General features: G+C 35.0%; 14 protein-coding genes. 11 read left to right on the top strand and 3 right to left on the bottom strand.

Translation table 11 applies throughout. The features are described 5' to 3' along the window. Window positions 1-41 precede the first annotated feature (41 nt). A complete protein-coding gene (locus CDH49_RS00335) occupies window positions 42-362 on the top strand; it encodes a hypothetical protein (protein WP_157805251.1) in 321 nt (106 codons plus the stop codon). 21 nt (window positions 363-383) lie between these two features. Here the strand turns inward: CDH49_RS00335 and CDH49_RS00330 are convergent, their stop codons facing one another. After that, window positions 384-2,879, bottom strand: coding sequence for a DUF5686 and carboxypeptidase-like regulatory domain-containing protein (locus CDH49_RS00330; RefSeq protein WP_100613338.1), 2,496 nt, complete (start codon window positions 2,877-2,879; stop codon window positions 384-386). Between the two features lie 64 nt (window positions 2,880-2,943). Next, window positions 2,944-3,921, bottom strand: coding sequence for a pyruvate dehydrogenase complex E1 component subunit beta (locus tag CDH49_RS00325; RefSeq protein WP_100613337.1), 978 nt, complete (start codon window positions 3,919-3,921; stop codon window positions 2,944-2,946). A 290-nt stretch (window positions 3,922-4,211) separates the two neighbouring features. Here CDH49_RS00325 and CDH49_RS00320 point away from each other — a divergent pair, with 290 nt between their 5' ends. The 5 genes from CDH49_RS00320 (at window position 4,212) to CDH49_RS00300 (ending at window position 9,236) form a co-directional block, all read left to right on the top strand. Beyond that, the gene (locus CDH49_RS00320; protein WP_100614421.1) at window positions 4,212-4,958 is read left to right on the top strand and encodes an electron transfer flavoprotein subunit beta/FixA family protein; all 747 of its coding nucleotides are present in this window, start codon (window positions 4,212-4,214) and stop codon (window positions 4,956-4,958) included. 60 nt (window positions 4,959-5,018) lie between these two features. Next, window positions 5,019-5,978, top strand: a complete 960-nt coding sequence (locus CDH49_RS00315) for an electron transfer flavoprotein subunit alpha/FixB family protein (protein ID WP_100613336.1) — start codon at window positions 5,019-5,021, stop codon at window positions 5,976-5,978. Window positions 5,979-6,099: 121 nt separating this feature from the next. Beyond that, entirely contained in the window at window positions 6,100-6,717 is a 618-nt protein-coding gene (locus CDH49_RS00310) for a bifunctional nuclease family protein (RefSeq protein WP_100613335.1), read from the top strand. 12 nt (window positions 6,718-6,729) lie between these two features. After that, window positions 6,730-8,253 carry a NupC/NupG family nucleoside CNT transporter gene (locus tag CDH49_RS00305; protein WP_193434704.1) on the top strand — a complete coding sequence of 508 codons (1,524 nt, stop codon included), beginning with the start codon at window positions 6,730-6,732 and terminating at the stop codon, window positions 8,251-8,253. A gap of 158 nt (window positions 8,254-8,411) precedes the next feature. After that, window positions 8,412-9,236, top strand: a complete 825-nt coding sequence (locus CDH49_RS00300; RefSeq protein ID WP_100613334.1) for a thymidylate synthase — start codon at window positions 8,412-8,414, stop codon at window positions 9,234-9,236. Between the two features lie 51 nt (window positions 9,237-9,287). Here the strand turns inward: CDH49_RS00300 and CDH49_RS00295 are convergent, their stop codons facing one another. Beyond that, entirely contained in the window at window positions 9,288-9,578 is a 291-nt protein-coding gene (locus tag CDH49_RS00295; protein WP_100614419.1) for an isoamylase early set domain-containing protein, read from the bottom strand. Between the two features lie 286 nt (window positions 9,579-9,864). Here CDH49_RS00295 and CDH49_RS00290 point away from each other — a divergent pair, with 286 nt between their 5' ends. The 5 genes from CDH49_RS00290 (at window position 9,865) to fabD (ending at window position 14,549) form a co-directional block, all read left to right on the top strand. Next, on the top strand, window positions 9,865-10,749 hold the full coding sequence (locus CDH49_RS00290; protein WP_100613333.1) for a dihydrofolate reductase: 885 nt from the start codon (window positions 9,865-9,867) through the stop codon (window positions 10,747-10,749). A 57-nt stretch (window positions 10,750-10,806) separates the two neighbouring features. Beyond that, complete coding sequence (locus CDH49_RS00285; protein WP_100613332.1) at window positions 10,807-11,370, top strand: DUF4256 domain-containing protein; 564 nt, start codon at window positions 10,807-10,809, stop codon at window positions 11,368-11,370. Between the two features lie 134 nt (window positions 11,371-11,504). Continuing rightward, the gene (locus tag CDH49_RS00280) at window positions 11,505-13,061 is read left to right on the top strand and encodes an NAD(P)/FAD-dependent oxidoreductase (RefSeq protein WP_100613331.1); all 1,557 of its coding nucleotides are present in this window, start codon (window positions 11,505-11,507) and stop codon (window positions 13,059-13,061) included. A 10-nt stretch (window positions 13,062-13,071) separates the two neighbouring features. Continuing rightward, window positions 13,072-13,632, top strand: a complete 561-nt coding sequence (locus tag CDH49_RS00275) for a sugar O-acetyltransferase (RefSeq protein ID WP_100613330.1) — start codon at window positions 13,072-13,074, stop codon at window positions 13,630-13,632. Window positions 13,633-13,664: 32 nt separating this feature from the next. Further along, window positions 13,665-14,549, top strand: coding sequence for an ACP S-malonyltransferase (gene fabD / locus CDH49_RS00270; protein WP_100613329.1), 885 nt, complete (start codon window positions 13,665-13,667; stop codon window positions 14,547-14,549). Window positions 14,550-14,557 lie beyond the last annotated feature (8 nt).

The raw sequence follows: 14,557 nt of genomic DNA, 5'->3' as shown, positions 1-14,557 counted from the left end.
AAGATTTGGATTCTTTTCCACAGAAATGGCAGTTAAAAAAAATGTTTGGACAAACACCAAATTCTATGACAGAAGGTCTTTTCATGGAATGGCAGGAAATCTATGTATTAAATAGTGATGGGACTTTCATAAAATCCAGAGAAAGGAATGATATTATTACTGAGTCAGCAGGAACATTTGATTTTCAGGAATTAGTTGATGGAACATATTTAATTTTAACGCATCAAGCAGATAATGAATTAATTGGCAATTGTTATTCAACGTCTTTAGTAGAAGTTTTATGGATAACATCTATAAGTGATATGAGAGCAACCTGGAATGCCTGTGATGGCCCTGGTTTAGAATATAAAAGAATTGAATAAATATATTGCTTTTAAGCAATGTTAAAAATAAAATCCGAAAGTGCCCGTAATTCCAAATTTTCGGGCATTTTCATTTTCTAGATAGTTACCTCTAAAATTAAAGTCAATTCTAAAGACTTTAAAAATATTTCCAATCCCGAAGCTATACTCATAATACACTTTATCATTAGGAGCTATTAATGGAATACTGTTTGGGTTGCTTGTTGTGCTTAATGCCACATTTGCATCTGAAATGTCTCCCCAAACACCGCGTAAACTTACAATCTCCCTAAGATTATATTTTCTTAAAAAGGGAATTCTTGAAAAGATCCGGCCATTGAAATTATGCTCTAAATGAAATGACGTATACGTGTCTGAAACAAACTCATAAAAATCTAATTGGGGAAAAGTATTATAAATTGAGAAATACGATTGATTGCCTGGTATGATGCTTAACAATCCTAAAGGAACTTCGCCAAAGGTTTTACCAGCTTCTAAGGTAGTTGTTAATCTGCCATAACCTCCAACTTGCCAAGGTTGAATATAAGAAAACTGAACTTTAGTATAGTCGAAATCACTATCTAACACACCTTTATCACCCCGACTTACTTGAGCAAAAAGGCTGGCGAAGTTATCATTGGCAATTTTACGTTCTACTCCAAAACCTGTCATTTTTCTACCTGGAAAATAAGAAACAGAGACAGAGGATTCAAACTGTTTTATTTCAGACTCAATACCGTTTGGTGTGTTGTAATCCAAACTAAAAGTTGGTGAAGCTGATTGTAATGTTCTGTAATTCCCGCCCAATCTCATTATAAAATTACGCCAAGGCTCAAGCTCAATAGCTAAACTAGTCAGATTTATAGATGTTAATTTATCATTAGCTCCCGTCCCTACTACTGCAGAGGAAGCAAAACTACGTCCCAATACGTCCGTAGAGGTTGTTAAGCTAGCCCCAATTTGTTCAACATCACGCCTATTTCCTCCAGAAATAATGAACCGGCTTTTTTTATCTAAAAGCCATTTACCAGAAATACCGTACTTAAATTTATCGTCTTTAAATCCGTAGGCTAAAAACCCTTCCACTCGCCATAAATCGTTTCTTCCAAAATAGGTTCGTCCACCAGTCCGTAAACGTAATCCTTCTACTTCATTGAATCCGAAAGTTGAAAATATAGGGCCATAATCAAGTGGCAACGAATTGAACTCAATATAGCCAGAAGCTAGAATACTGCCCAAATTATACAGGCGTTTAAATTTTTTGACTGTTTTTAAGGTATCTAACATTTTATAAACACCCTTCTCGTCATTATTTAAAGCTTCTAAGCGATTTTCAGTCCAAAAATCATCATCCCTGTCGTAAACATCTTCATTATAGTTATAAACATCTTCGTCGTAGAACTTTTTATCAATTACGTTATCGAACACATAATTATCATACAATGTGGTGCGTTTACCATAAATACCATGCGAAGTTTCTTTTTTGTTAAAAGCAAAATCAGACATCATATAATCTCGTTTTATGAGAAAAACGGAATCGTTCAATACTTCAAATTCTTGTTCGATATAAATATCTTTTACCCAATTAATATTGGCGCTTTTTGATGCTTGAAGATTAATTTCTTTAATGGCATATGTGGTATCGGCCACCCAAAAATTACCTTTAAAAGTCAATTCATTTTTTCGCCTGGGATAATAAATAATATTATAGCACCATTTATTATCTATAAATGAGCTATCTGCTAATACATAATTATAAGTATTAATGCCCGTTTTAGACAATGGACTTACAAAACCTTTATCAAAAAACTGCAGATAATTATCATAGATATTAAAATCGGGATATAATTCACCAACAAAGTCAATAATAGTTTGATTATCACTAAAGCCAGAGTTTTTATTCCCTTTTAAGACTTCTTTTTTCTTGTTGATAAGATTGTCGCCATACACTTGCGAAACGGCTTCGTTGATAAACATAGGTAGGTATGTTTTTCCGGTAACACTGGAGGTGTCTACTTGATCAAAAACAAATTCCATCCCTTTAAAGAGCTTGCTTTTCATGAGCGAGCTATCAATGGTATTGATGTCAAATTCTACTTTTTCGTATTTGCTATACTCATACTGATTGAATTTTTGTAAACCATTTTTCCGCTCATGCTCCCATATTTTTCTAAGAATATCTATAGCAGGATTGTTTTTCTTGGATTGTTTACCAGTGGTGATAAATACTTGTTCTAATTGAGAGGCTTCTTCCTTTAGTGTGAATTTTAAATCGAAATTCACTTTTTTATCTAAAGCAATTTCAAGGGTTTGGTAACCCATAAAAGAAACAATTAAAGTATTCCAAGTTTGGGCAGATTCTAAATAAAATTTTCCGTTTTCATCTGTAATGGTTCCTTGGGAAGAACCTTTAAACAAGATATTGGCAAACGGAACAGATTGGTTGTATTCGTCAAAAACATAGCCGCTTACTTTAGTTTGAGCAAGTAGGGATAGAATTCCAAATAAAAATAGGGCAACAGTTAGTTTTAACTTCATATATACAAAAAAACTTCATCAACAAGTGTGCTAATGAAGTTTATATAACGTAAAATGCTTTAATTTATTTATATAAAACTTTTTTTACCGCTTTAATCACCTCTTTGCTATTTGGCAACCATTCTGCTAACAGAACAGGTGAGTATGGAGCTGGAGTATCAGCAGTATTAATTTTTACAACTGGAGCATCTAGATAATCAAATGCCTCAGATTGAACGATATAAGTAATTTCAGTAGCTACATTACCAAAAGGCCATGCTTCTTCTAAAACGACTAGACGATTTGTTTTTTTAACTGATTTCAAAATAGCTTCTTTATCTAGAGGTCTTACAGTGCGTAAATCTATAATTTCACAAGAAATACCTTCTTTAGCTAATTCGTCGGCAGCTATGTAAGCTTCTTTTATAATTTTACCAAAAGAGACAATGGTTACATCCGTACCTTCACGTTTAATGTCCGCTACTCCTAATGGAATAACATATTCGCCTTCAGGAACTTCGCCTTTATCACCATACATTTGCTCACTTTCCATAAAAATAACCGGGTCATCGTCACGAATAGCCGCTTTTAAAAGTCCTTTGGCATCATAAGGATTTGATGGAACTACCACTTTTAATCCTGGTGTATTGGCAAACCAACTTTCAAAGGCTTGTGAGTGCGTAGCACCTAATTGACCAGCAGATGCTGTTGGCCCACGAAATACAATAGGACATTTAAATTGACCACCAGACATTTGTCTTATTTTGGCAGCATTGTTTATAATTTGATCAATTCCAACGAGAGAAAAGTTGAACGTCATATACTCAACAATAGGACGGCAACCTGTCATGGTAGAGCCAATTGCAATACCAGCAAAACCAAGTTCTGCTATGGGTGTATCAATCACTCGTTTTGCTCCAAATTCGTCAAGCATACCTTTTGATGCTTTGTAGGCGCCATTATATTCTGCAACTTCTTCACCCATTAAATAAATGCTTTCATCTCTGCGCATTTCTTCGCTCATCGCTTCGCAAATAGCTTCTCTAAATTGAATTGTCTTCATTCGCTTATTTTATCTTCCCCAATACAGGAATTTCTTAATACTTATCTTGAATACCTTGTGTAAATTCAATTGCAAAAATAGGAATAAAAGGTGTACTATTCTTAAAAGAATTATTTAAATTTATTATGCGTGCATAATAATTATTTAGAATAAAATAATTAACTTCGTAGCTTTAAAATCAATGAAAACGTTACCGATTTTAGCCTTTTTGTATTTGGTTATAGATACTATTATATGCTATTTATAGCCCAGAATACAGAAGAAATATAAATATGTTTAAATTATTGAAAATGAAAATACTAGTATGCATTAGTCATGTACCGGATACCACTTCAAAAATTAATTTTGCTAATGACAATAGCAAGTTTGATGCTAATGGAGTTCAATTTGTAATTAACCCAAATGATGAGTTTGGCTTAACCCGCGCTATGTGGTTTAAGGAAAAACAAGGCGCAACGGTCACTGTTGTTAATGTTGGTGGGCTAGAAACTGAACCAACACTTCGTAAAGCTTTAGCGATAGGAGCAGATGCTGCTATAAGAGTAAATACAGTCCCTACGGATGGTTTTTCGGTAGCAAAACAATTGGCAAATGTGGTAAAAGATGGTGGTTACGATTTGGTTATTGCAGGTCGTGAGTCTATTGATTATAATGGTGGGATGGTGCCAGGTATGATTGCAGGTTTAACAAACGCTAATTTTATCAACAATTGTATTGGTTTAGAGGTTGAAGGTAATTCAGTGAAAGCTATTAGGGAAATTGATGGTGGTAAAGAAACGCTTTCCACATCGTTACCATTGGTTATTGGCGGACAAAAAGGCTTGGTTGAAGAAAGTGATCTACGTATACCAAACATGAGAGGTATTATGATGGCCCGTCAAAAAGCATTGACGGTTGTAGAACCCGTTGCTACTAATGCAGAAACAATATCTACTAAATTTGAGAAACCGGCCCCAAAAGGTGCTGTAAAATTAGTGTCTCTGGATAATTTAGATGAGTTAGTAAACTTACTTCATATTGAAGCCAAAGTGATTTAACAACTTAAAGAAAAAATAATGAGATCCTGAACTAGTTCAGGGTGACAAAAAAGAATAATTATGTCAGTTTTAGTATATACAGAATCAGAACAAGGAAAATTTAAAAAAGTAGCTTTTGAGGTTGCTTCTTATGCCAAAGCAGTTGCCAATCAATTGGGAACAACGGTTACAGCCATAGCAATGAATGTTAGTGATACATCTCAATTGGCAATGTATGGCGTAGATAAAGTATTAAATGTAGCCAACTCGCAGTTGGATAATTTTAATGCTAAAATATATGCAAATATCATAAAACAAGCTGCCGAAAAAGAAAGCACCAAAGTGGTTATTATTGGCTCAAGTGCCAATAGCAAGTATTTAGCGCCCTTATTGGCAGTGGAGCTTAATGCTGGTTTTGCATCTAATGTTATTGAGGTACCTTCAAATGTGTCCCCATTTACTGTTAAACGCACAGCATTTACAAATAAAGCTTTTGAATTTGTACAGATAACAACCGATGTAAAAATAGTTGGAGTGTCTAATAATTCGTTTGGTTTAGTAGAATCTTCAGGGAGTGCTACCGCCGAAACATTTTCTCCTGTGCTTGCAGAATCAGGGATGAAAATAGAATCGGTTGATAAAGTAGCTGGGAAAGTAAGTATAGCCGATGCTGAGATTGTTGTTTCGGCTGGAAGAGGTTTAAAAGGACCCGAAAATTGGGGCATGATTGAAGAACTGGCTTCCGTTTTAGGTGCTGCCACAGCATGTTCCAAACCGGTTTCCGATTTAGGTTGGAGACCACACGGTGAGCACGTTGGGCAAACAGGAAAGCCTGTTGCTGCAAATTTATACATAGCTATCGGTATTTCTGGGGCCATTCAGCATTTAGCTGGAATTAATGCCTCAAAGGTTAAGGTGGTTATCAATTCAGATCCTGAAGCGCCTTTCTTTAAAGCGGCCGACTACGGAGTGGTTGGAGATGCTTTTGTAGTGGTTCCGCAACTTATAGAAAAATTAAAGGCATTTAAAGCACAACAATAAATTATTTTTTATAAATTGTATTAGCAAAAAAAGGCTGTTAAATTCGGTTTTTATAGATAAATCTGCATTAGGCAGTTTGGTAAAGTCCTAATTTAAACAGTTCTTTGCGTTTTTATAAATTATGAGTCTAGTCAGATTAAATATAAAAGGGATATCTTATAGTCAAACCCAAAATGGTGCGTATGCATTAATATTGAATGAAGTTGATGGAGACCGCAAACTTCCTATTGTTATTGGAGCATTTGAAGCTCAATCCATAGCCATTGCCTTAGAAAAGGAAATAAAACCACCAAGACCTTTAACTCACGATTTGTTCAAAAATTTTGCGGATAGGTTTGATATTGTCATTAAACAAGTCATTATCCATAAATTGGTTGATGGTGTATTTTATTCCAGCTTAATATGCGAACGCGATAAAATTGAAGAAATCATTGATGCTAGAACCAGTGATGCCATTGCTCTTGCGCTTCGTTTTGAGGCACCCATTTTCACGTATAAAAACATATTAGATAAGGCAGGAATATATTTAAAAGTGGAGTCGAAAAAACAAAAGGAGGATGAAAATGAGAATAGTATTCTAATGGATGAATTGTTAGATAGTAATCTTGAATCAAGTACACCAAAAGAAAATTATTCAACAAAAACATTAGAAGAACTCCATAATCTATTGGATGAGGCTGTAGGTAATGAAGATTACGAAAAAGCAGCCCATATAAGGGATGAAATTTCCAAGCGATAATACTCAAAACATATGAAGCATATTTTTTTGTCTGTTTTTGTTATTTTATTCAGTGTAATAACACTAGTAGCACAAGAACCAGACATAAAAGATGCTCCAGGCATTGAGCAAGTACAAGACAAATCACAATTAACATTAATCAGTTCAGATTCTGCGAATTCAGCATTACTTCAAAATAAAAATTCACAAATCACTTCACAATCTTTAGAAATAAATAACATCATACCAAGCCAAGGTTTTTCAATAGAGAGTTTATGGCGTGGTATTCTAGGGATGGGGTTTTTAATATTTATAGCGTTTTTATTCAGTAAGAACAGAAAGGCCATAGATTGGAAGATTGTAGGTTTAGGCCTGGGATTTCAATTACTTATTGCCGTTGGCGTTCTAAAGGTCGAATTTATTAAAACCATATTCGAATTTGTTGGCGGTCTATTTGTAAATGTTTTAGAATTTACAAAAGCAGGAAGCCAATTTTTATTTGAAGGTTTGGTCGTAGATCAGGAAAAATTTGGATACATTTTTGCATTTCAAGTATTACCAACAATCATATTTTTTTCAGCACTAACATCCGTCCTTTTTTACTTGGGTGTTATACAAAAAGTAGTGAAAGCGATGGCATGGCTGCTGTCAAAATTTTTAAAAGTTTCAGGGGCCGAAAGTTTAAGTGTCGCAGGGAATATTTTTTTAGGACAAACCGAAGCGCCATTACTGATTAAGGCATACTTGGAAAAAATGAATAAGTCTGAAATGCTTTTGGTTATGATTGGTGGTATGGCAACAGTAGCTGGAGCTGTATTGGCTGCTTATATTGGTTTTTTGGGAGGTGAAGACACAGCATTGAGATTGTTTTATGCAAAACATTTGTTAGCTGCTTCAGTTATGGCAGCTCCGGGAGCCATTGTCATTTCAAAAATATTATATCCGCAAACCGAAGAAGTTAATAACGATGTGAGTGTTTCGCAAGAAGTCATTGGGACTAATTTTTTAGATGCTATAGCCAATGGAACTACCGAAGGTTTAAAATTAGCAGTCAATGTTGGTGGGATGCTTTTGGTTTTTGTGGCTTTTATAGCCATGATGAATGGTATATTAGGTTGGATTGGTGATGTTACCAATATCAACGATTGGGTTTTAAATAATACCGTTTATAAAAGCCTTTCACTTGAGCTAATTTTGGGGTATATTTTTGCACCGCTTATGTGGATTATTGGTGTTGCGAAGGAAGATATGGCGCTAATGGGACAACTATTAGGTATTAAGCTAGCAGCAAGCGAATTTGTTGGATATATTCAATTAGCGGAACTTAAAAATGTAGCGAGCGTTACACACCTAAAATTCGAGAAATCTATAATTATTGCTACTTATATGTTATGTGGTTTCGCCAATTTTGCATCCATAGGCATCCAAATAGGAGGTATTGGTTCGCTTGCCCCAGGACAACGTAAAACCTTATCGGAATTTGGTATGAGAGCTCTACTTGGAGGTACTATTGCTTCTTTAATTTCTGCGACCATTGCAGGAATGATTATTGGATAGTCTAATTCCCGTGGAGGCAGGAATCTTATCAATCTTAGTTGATAACTTTTTTATATGTTTTGAAACATTGGGGAAAATTTTCTAATCCTTTTTTTATTTTTAACTTCATAAAATTTTAGTTCAATTTAAAGAGATTCCGGCTTTCGCTGGAATATAATATGAAGCAATATCACGACCTAGTAAAGCATGTTTTAGAAAATGGAAACGAAAAAGCGGACCGTACAGGTACTGGTACAAAAAGTGTTTTCGGTTACCAAATGCGATTTGATTTAAGTGAAGGTTTCCCAATGGTTACTACCAAAAAGCTGCATTTAAAATCCATTGTATACGAATTACTTTGGTTTTTGAAGGGTGATACCAATATTAATTATTTAACCGAAAATGGTGTTCGTATTTGGAATGAATGGGCTGACCAAAACGGTGATTTAGGCCCTGTTTACGGTCATCAATGGCGCAACTGGAACAGTGATGAGATTGACCAGATTAAAGAGGTTGTAGAAACCTTGAAAAATAACCCAAATAGCAGACGTATGTTGGTATCTGCATGGAATCCTTCGGTATTGCCAGATACGTCTAAATCATTCAGCGAAAATGTGGCAAATGGCAAAGCAGCGTTACCACCTTGCCATGCTTTTTTTCAGTTTTATGTTGCCGATGGAAAGCTGTCATGCCAATTGTATCAACGGAGTGCCGATATATTTTTAGGAGTCCCTTTTAATATTGCTTCTTATGCATTATTTACCATGATGATGGCTCAGGTTTGTGGATACCAAGCAGGTGAATTTATCCATACATTTGGCGATGCACATATTTATAGCAACCATTATGAGCAATTGGAATTACAACTTTCCAGAGAGTTAAGACCCTTACCAAAAATGATATTAAATCCAGAGATTAAAGATATTTTTGATTTTAAATTTGAAGACTTTACTTTGGTGGATTACAATCCGCATCCACATATAAAAGGAACTGTGGCAGTATAAAAAAAGTGCTTTCATATGAAAGCACTTTTTTGTTTAATTTTTCGGATTCAACTAAACATTTACAACGCTATTAGTAGCAGCGGCAAAATCATTCCATACATAATCATCGGCAGCATCATCGTTTACATAAGTGCCGTCAACAATGTATTTAAATTCATAAGAATTCTCGGTATCTAAATCAACGGTTCCTTTAAAAGTTCCGTTTTTCAATTTTTTTAGGGGCGTAGCTTTCCATTTATTAAAACTGCCTGCGAGTCCAACTTTTTTAGCATCTTCGGCAAGTATTGAAAAAGTTACTTTGCAAATGGGTTTGCTTTTAAGGTATTGTTTTGTAATAGCCATAATTATTTTGTGTTGTGTTGTTATTGCAAATTTAGGAAACAATTCGGTAAGCATTAAACATTAATTTGTTTGGCAATAAAGAATTATCAATTTGTTAATATGAGTTCTTTATAATCTTAACTGAGTAAAAAAGTAATGATTAAATTGTAGAATTGTCAGTGTCATAAATTTTGTTTTTATCTGATTTTAAATGTTTTAACATAATCTTAATTTTTAAGATAACATGGTTGTTATTGATGGGTTCTCATTAAAAAGCATTAATTTTACATAATATAATTATTACAATATGTTTGGAAAAAGCAGAATAACACCGCAGATAGATAAAGACCAATTAGAACTGCTGAAAAATGCACAGAAAAGAATAAAGCAAAAGAAAAGACTATACATTCATTTTGTTATTTTTTTAATTGGAGCCGTGTTTTTAATTATTGCAAATGTCCTCATCGGTGTTGGGGAGGGCGTGACTTTATTTGGAAAAGATTGGTTTGTATTTGCCATTTTAATTTGGTTATTTTTATTTATATATCATTTATTTAATGTATTTATCACCCATAAATTTATGGGTAAAGCATGGGAAGAAGAACAATTACAAAAATTAGTTTCTAAGCAAAAAGAGCGAGTAGGGGAATTAGGGCAAAAATTGGAACAGGAAGGTAGCCGAGAAGGGTTAGAAAAAAAAAAGTCTGAACTAACCCTCATTGTTGCCGCTGGCGAAAACAATGCTATTGGTAAGGACAATAAGCTCATTTGGTATTTAAGTGACGATTTAAAGCGGTTTAAATCTCTTACTAACGACCATCATATCATTATGGGCAGGAAGACCTTTGAAAGTTTTCCAAAACCATTACCAAATAGAATACATATTGTAATTACAAGACAGGAAAATTATCAGGTTCCAGACGGTGTTATTGTAGTCAATTCTTTGAAAGAAGCCTTAGCTATTTCAAAAAATGATTCACAACCATTTGTGATTGGTGGTGGCGAAATTTATAAACAAGCAATCGCTATTGCCGATAAAATTGAAATAACCAGAGTGCACGAAACCTTCGAAGCCGATACGTTTTTCCCAGAAATAGATACAACGTTTTGGAAAGAAATAGCCAAGTCATTTCACAAAAAAGATGAAAATAATGAGCATGACTTTTCGTTTATTACTTATATTAGAAGGTGAAAATTTCTTGATTTTATAAAATAATTCAACTAATTTAGTTCAATAAATCTTATAACATTGGGAACTAAAAAAGAGTTATTGTCACAAGAAGCTGAAGAGCTTATAAAAATATTAAAAGCACGTTTTGAGAAAAGCAAGAGTCGCCATAGTGATATTGATTGGACTAAAGTTCAAGGAAAGTTAGAAGCTAATCCTGAAAAACTATGGTCGCTCAACGAGATGGAAAGAACAGGGGGAGAACCTGATGTCGTTGATTTTGATAACAAAACAGGCGAATATGTTTTTTATGATTGCTCACCAGAAAGCCCTACAGGTCGCAGAAGTTTATGTTACGACCGTGAAGCCCTAGAAAAAAGAAAAGAATACAAACCAGCAGATAGCGCTATTAATATGGTAACAGCTATGGGCATTGAACTTTTAAATGAAGAACAATACAGAGCATTACAAAGGCTTGGAAATTTCGATACTAAAACATCCAGTTGGTTAAAAACACCAGATAACATTAGAAAGCTAGGTGGCGCCATTTTTGGAGATTACCGTTACGGGACTGTTTTTATATACCATAATGGTGCGGAATCTTATTATGCCGCTAGAGGATTTCGTGGATTGTTAAAGTTTTGATTCTACCTACAGTAATAGAGGTATGTGTATACAGCTTTTGTTTAAACATGTTAATTAAATTAAATAGATTTTGTTAAATATAAAATCAAATGATTCTTTTAATCGCATGTCCCAAATTTCAGTAATTTTGCGTTATGATAGAAGAACTTCAGCTTCGTGTAACACTTAAAGAAGAAGAACGCAGCGATATTTTAGTAATAAAATCGGCTCAAGCTTTAAATATAGACAAAGAAGATATTACAGGCGTGAAAGTGCTTCGTAAATCTATTGATGCACGTAAAGCTAAAATAATTTTTAATTATAAAGTAGCTGTATATATTAGGGAAATGTTGCCCAAAACATCTGATTATAAATTTGATTATAAAGATGTTTCAAAAGCAAAATTCATTCATATCATCGGCTTTGGTCCCGCAGGTATGTATGCTGCTTTACGTTGTATTGAACTAGGGTTTAAACCCATTGTTTTAGAGCGTGGCAAAAATGTACAAGACCGTCGTCGGGATTTAAGAGCCATCAATCAAGACCATTTTGTAAATGAAGATTCTAATTATTGCTTTGGAGAAGGAGGTGCGGGTACGTATAGTGATGGTAAATTATACACCAGAAGTTTAAAGCGTGGTGATGTACGCCGCATTTTTGAAAATCTAGTATTTCATGGTGCTACGGATCAAATTTTGGTCGATGCACATCCACATATTGGCACCAATAAACTTCCCAAAGTCGTGCAGAATATTAGGGAAACAATTTTAAAATACGGTGGGGAGATTCATTTTGAAACCCGTGTTACCGATTTCATTATAAAAAACAACAAGCTACAAGCCATTCAATTGCTAAATGGCGAAGAAATACCTGTGAACCGCGTTATTTTGGCAACAGGACATTCGGCTAGGGATATCTTTTATTTACTTCATAAAAAAGAAATTGCTTTAGAAGCGAAATCATTTGCTATGGGGGTGCGGGTGGAACATCCGCAACACATTATCGATACTATTCAATATCATTGTGAAGGTCATCGTCATGAACTTTTGCCTGCGGCGTCATATAGTTTGGTGCAGCAAGTCAATGACCGTGGTGTGTATTCTTTTTGCATGTGTCCAGGTGGATTTATCGTGCCTGCTGCAACGGCTAATGGTGAAGTGGTCGTGAATGGTATGTCGCCTTCAAAACGAAATAATTTGTTCGCCAACTCTGGTATTGTAGTTGAAATTGATGTGAATAGAGATTTGCATAAATATGAACATTTCGGAGCGTTAAAAGGTTTAGAATATCAAAAGAATTTAGAGAGAATGGCTTTTACCGCAGGAGGCAGAAGTCAGGTAGCACCAGCACAACGCTTAACGGATTTTGTGGAAGGTAAATTATCAATTGATTTAAATCCTAGCTCTTACCAACCCGGATTGAACTCGGCACCTTTACATTCCTTATTGCCAAAATTAATTGGAAGTAGTTTGCGAAAGGGGTTTCAAGCGTTTGGTCAAAAAATGAAAGGTTATTATACTGCTGAAGCTAATATTGTTGGTGTAGAATCTAGAACATCATCCCCTGTTTGTATACCCAGAAATGAAAGGCTTGAACATCCGCAAATACAAGGTTTATTTCCTTGCGGGGAAGGTGGCGGTTACGCTGGAGGTATTGTATCGGCGGCTATGGATGGCGAACGTTGTGCAGAAGCTGCCATTGTAGGTTTATAAATTTGATAATATGACAGAAAAACAAAAAATGTTGGCAGGCGAGATGTATAATCCGTCTGATCCAGAACTGGCAAAGGAACGCCATCGTGTACGTTTGTTGTTTCATAAATTCAATAATTTGAGTGAAGAATTCATGGAAGAACGTACTAAGGTCTTATATGAAATTTTTAAAGGAGCAGGAGAAAACTTATTTGTAGAACCACCGTTTCATTGCGATTATGGGAGTAATATTAAACTAGGCAACAATGTATTTATGAATTTTAATTGTTGCATTTTAGACGTTGCAACAGTAACAATTGGTGATAATTGCATGTTTGCGCCACATGTGCAAATTTATACGGCAACGCATCCTCTAGAGTATAAATTAAGGAACAGCGGCAAAGAATATGCGAAGCCCATAACCATTGGAAATAATGTATGGATTGGAGGTGGCGCTATTATTTGTCCGGGAGTTACTTTAGGTGATAATACGGTTGTTGCAGCAGGAGCAGTTGTGACTAAAAGTTTTCCTAGTAATGTTGTTATAGGAGGAAATCCTGCCAAAGTAATTAAGACCATTAATAATAATTAATTCTTATTTTTGCACAACTAAAAAATAAATACATGAACGCATATATATTCCCTGGTCAAGGCGCACAATTTTCAGGAATGGGCTTAGATCTTTACAAAAATTCACCTTTGGCAGAAAAATTATTCGAACAAGCTAATGATATTCTTGGTTTTAGAATTACGGATGTTATGTTTGAAGGGTCGGCCGAAGATTTAAAAGAGACCAAAGTAACGCAACCAGCTATATTTTTACATTCGGTTATTTTAGCAAAAACATTAGGCGATGGTTTTAAACCAGATATGGTGGCGGGGCATTCGCTTGGTGAATTTTCGGCCTTGGTTGCCAATGGTACATTGAATTTTGAAGATGGATTAAAGTTGGTTTCCCAACGTGCTTTGGCTATGCAAAAGGCTTGCGATATGCAACCAAGTACTATGGCTGCTGTTTTAGGTTTGGAAGATAGTATTGTTGAAAAAATATGTGCTTCAACAGATGGAGTTGTGGTAGCAGCCAATTACAATTGTCCCGGACAATTGGTAATTTCTGGTGACATTGATGCCGTTAACAGAGCTTGTGAATCTTTAAAAGCGGCTGGGGCAAAAAGGGCTTTAGTATTGCCTGTTGGTGGTGCTTTTCATTCACCATTAATGGAACCAGCTAGGGAAGAATTAGCAGCGGCTATTGAAAACACAATGTTTAATATACCAAACTGCCCAATTTATCAAAATGTAACAGCTCAAGCTGTCATCAATGAAAACGACATCAAAGCAAATTTAATTTTACAATTAACAGCGCCAGTACGTTGGACCCAATCGGTGCAACAAATGATTTACGATGGAGCTACTTTATTTACTGAAGTGGGACCAGGAAACGTTTTGCAGGGCTTAGTAAAGAAGATTTATAGAGATGCTGAAACTACTTCGGCAACGTTATCTTAATATAAAAG

It is taken from the genome of Confluentibacter citreus, from assembly GCF_002807055.1.
Lineage (GTDB): Bacteria > Bacteroidota > Bacteroidia > Flavobacteriales > Flavobacteriaceae > Confluentibacter > Confluentibacter citreus.
The sequence above is the reverse complement of the archived record's forward strand: the minus strand, read 5'-3'. Positions and strand labels throughout refer to the sequence as shown.

What these genes read in the sequence shown, in the direction of transcription:
- CDH49_RS00335 (WP_157805251.1), top strand. Translation starts at nt 42, where the DNA reads ATGTTTGGACAAACACCAAATTCTATGACAGAAGGTCTTTTCATGGAA.
- CDH49_RS00330 (WP_100613338.1), bottom strand. Translation starts at nt 2,879, where the DNA reads ATGAAGTTAAAACTAACTGTTGCCCTATTTTTATTTGGAATTCTATCC.
- CDH49_RS00325 (WP_100613337.1), bottom strand. Translation starts at nt 3,921, where the DNA reads ATGAAGACAATTCAATTTAGAGAAGCTATTTGCGAAGCGATGAGCGAA.
- CDH49_RS00320 (WP_100614421.1), top strand. Translation starts at nt 4,212, where the DNA reads ATGAAAATACTAGTATGCATTAGTCATGTACCGGATACCACTTCAAAA.
- CDH49_RS00315 (WP_100613336.1), top strand. Translation starts at nt 5,019, where the DNA reads ATGTCAGTTTTAGTATATACAGAATCAGAACAAGGAAAATTTAAAAAA.
- CDH49_RS00310 (WP_100613335.1), top strand. Translation starts at nt 6,100, where the DNA reads ATGAGTCTAGTCAGATTAAATATAAAAGGGATATCTTATAGTCAAACC.
- CDH49_RS00305 (WP_193434704.1), top strand. Translation starts at nt 6,730, where the DNA reads ATGAAGCATATTTTTTTGTCTGTTTTTGTTATTTTATTCAGTGTAATA.
- CDH49_RS00300 (WP_100613334.1), top strand. Translation starts at nt 8,412, where the DNA reads ATGAAGCAATATCACGACCTAGTAAAGCATGTTTTAGAAAATGGAAAC.
- CDH49_RS00295 (WP_100614419.1), bottom strand. Translation starts at nt 9,578, where the DNA reads ATGGCTATTACAAAACAATACCTTAAAAGCAAACCCATTTGCAAAGTA.
- CDH49_RS00290 (WP_100613333.1), top strand. Translation starts at nt 9,865, where the DNA reads ATGTTTGGAAAAAGCAGAATAACACCGCAGATAGATAAAGACCAATTA.
- CDH49_RS00280 (WP_100613331.1), top strand. Translation starts at nt 11,505, where the DNA reads ATGATAGAAGAACTTCAGCTTCGTGTAACACTTAAAGAAGAAGAACGC.
- CDH49_RS00275 (WP_100613330.1), top strand. Translation starts at nt 13,072, where the DNA reads ATGACAGAAAAACAAAAAATGTTGGCAGGCGAGATGTATAATCCGTCT.
- fabD (WP_100613329.1), top strand. Translation starts at nt 13,665, where the DNA reads ATGAACGCATATATATTCCCTGGTCAAGGCGCACAATTTTCAGGAATG.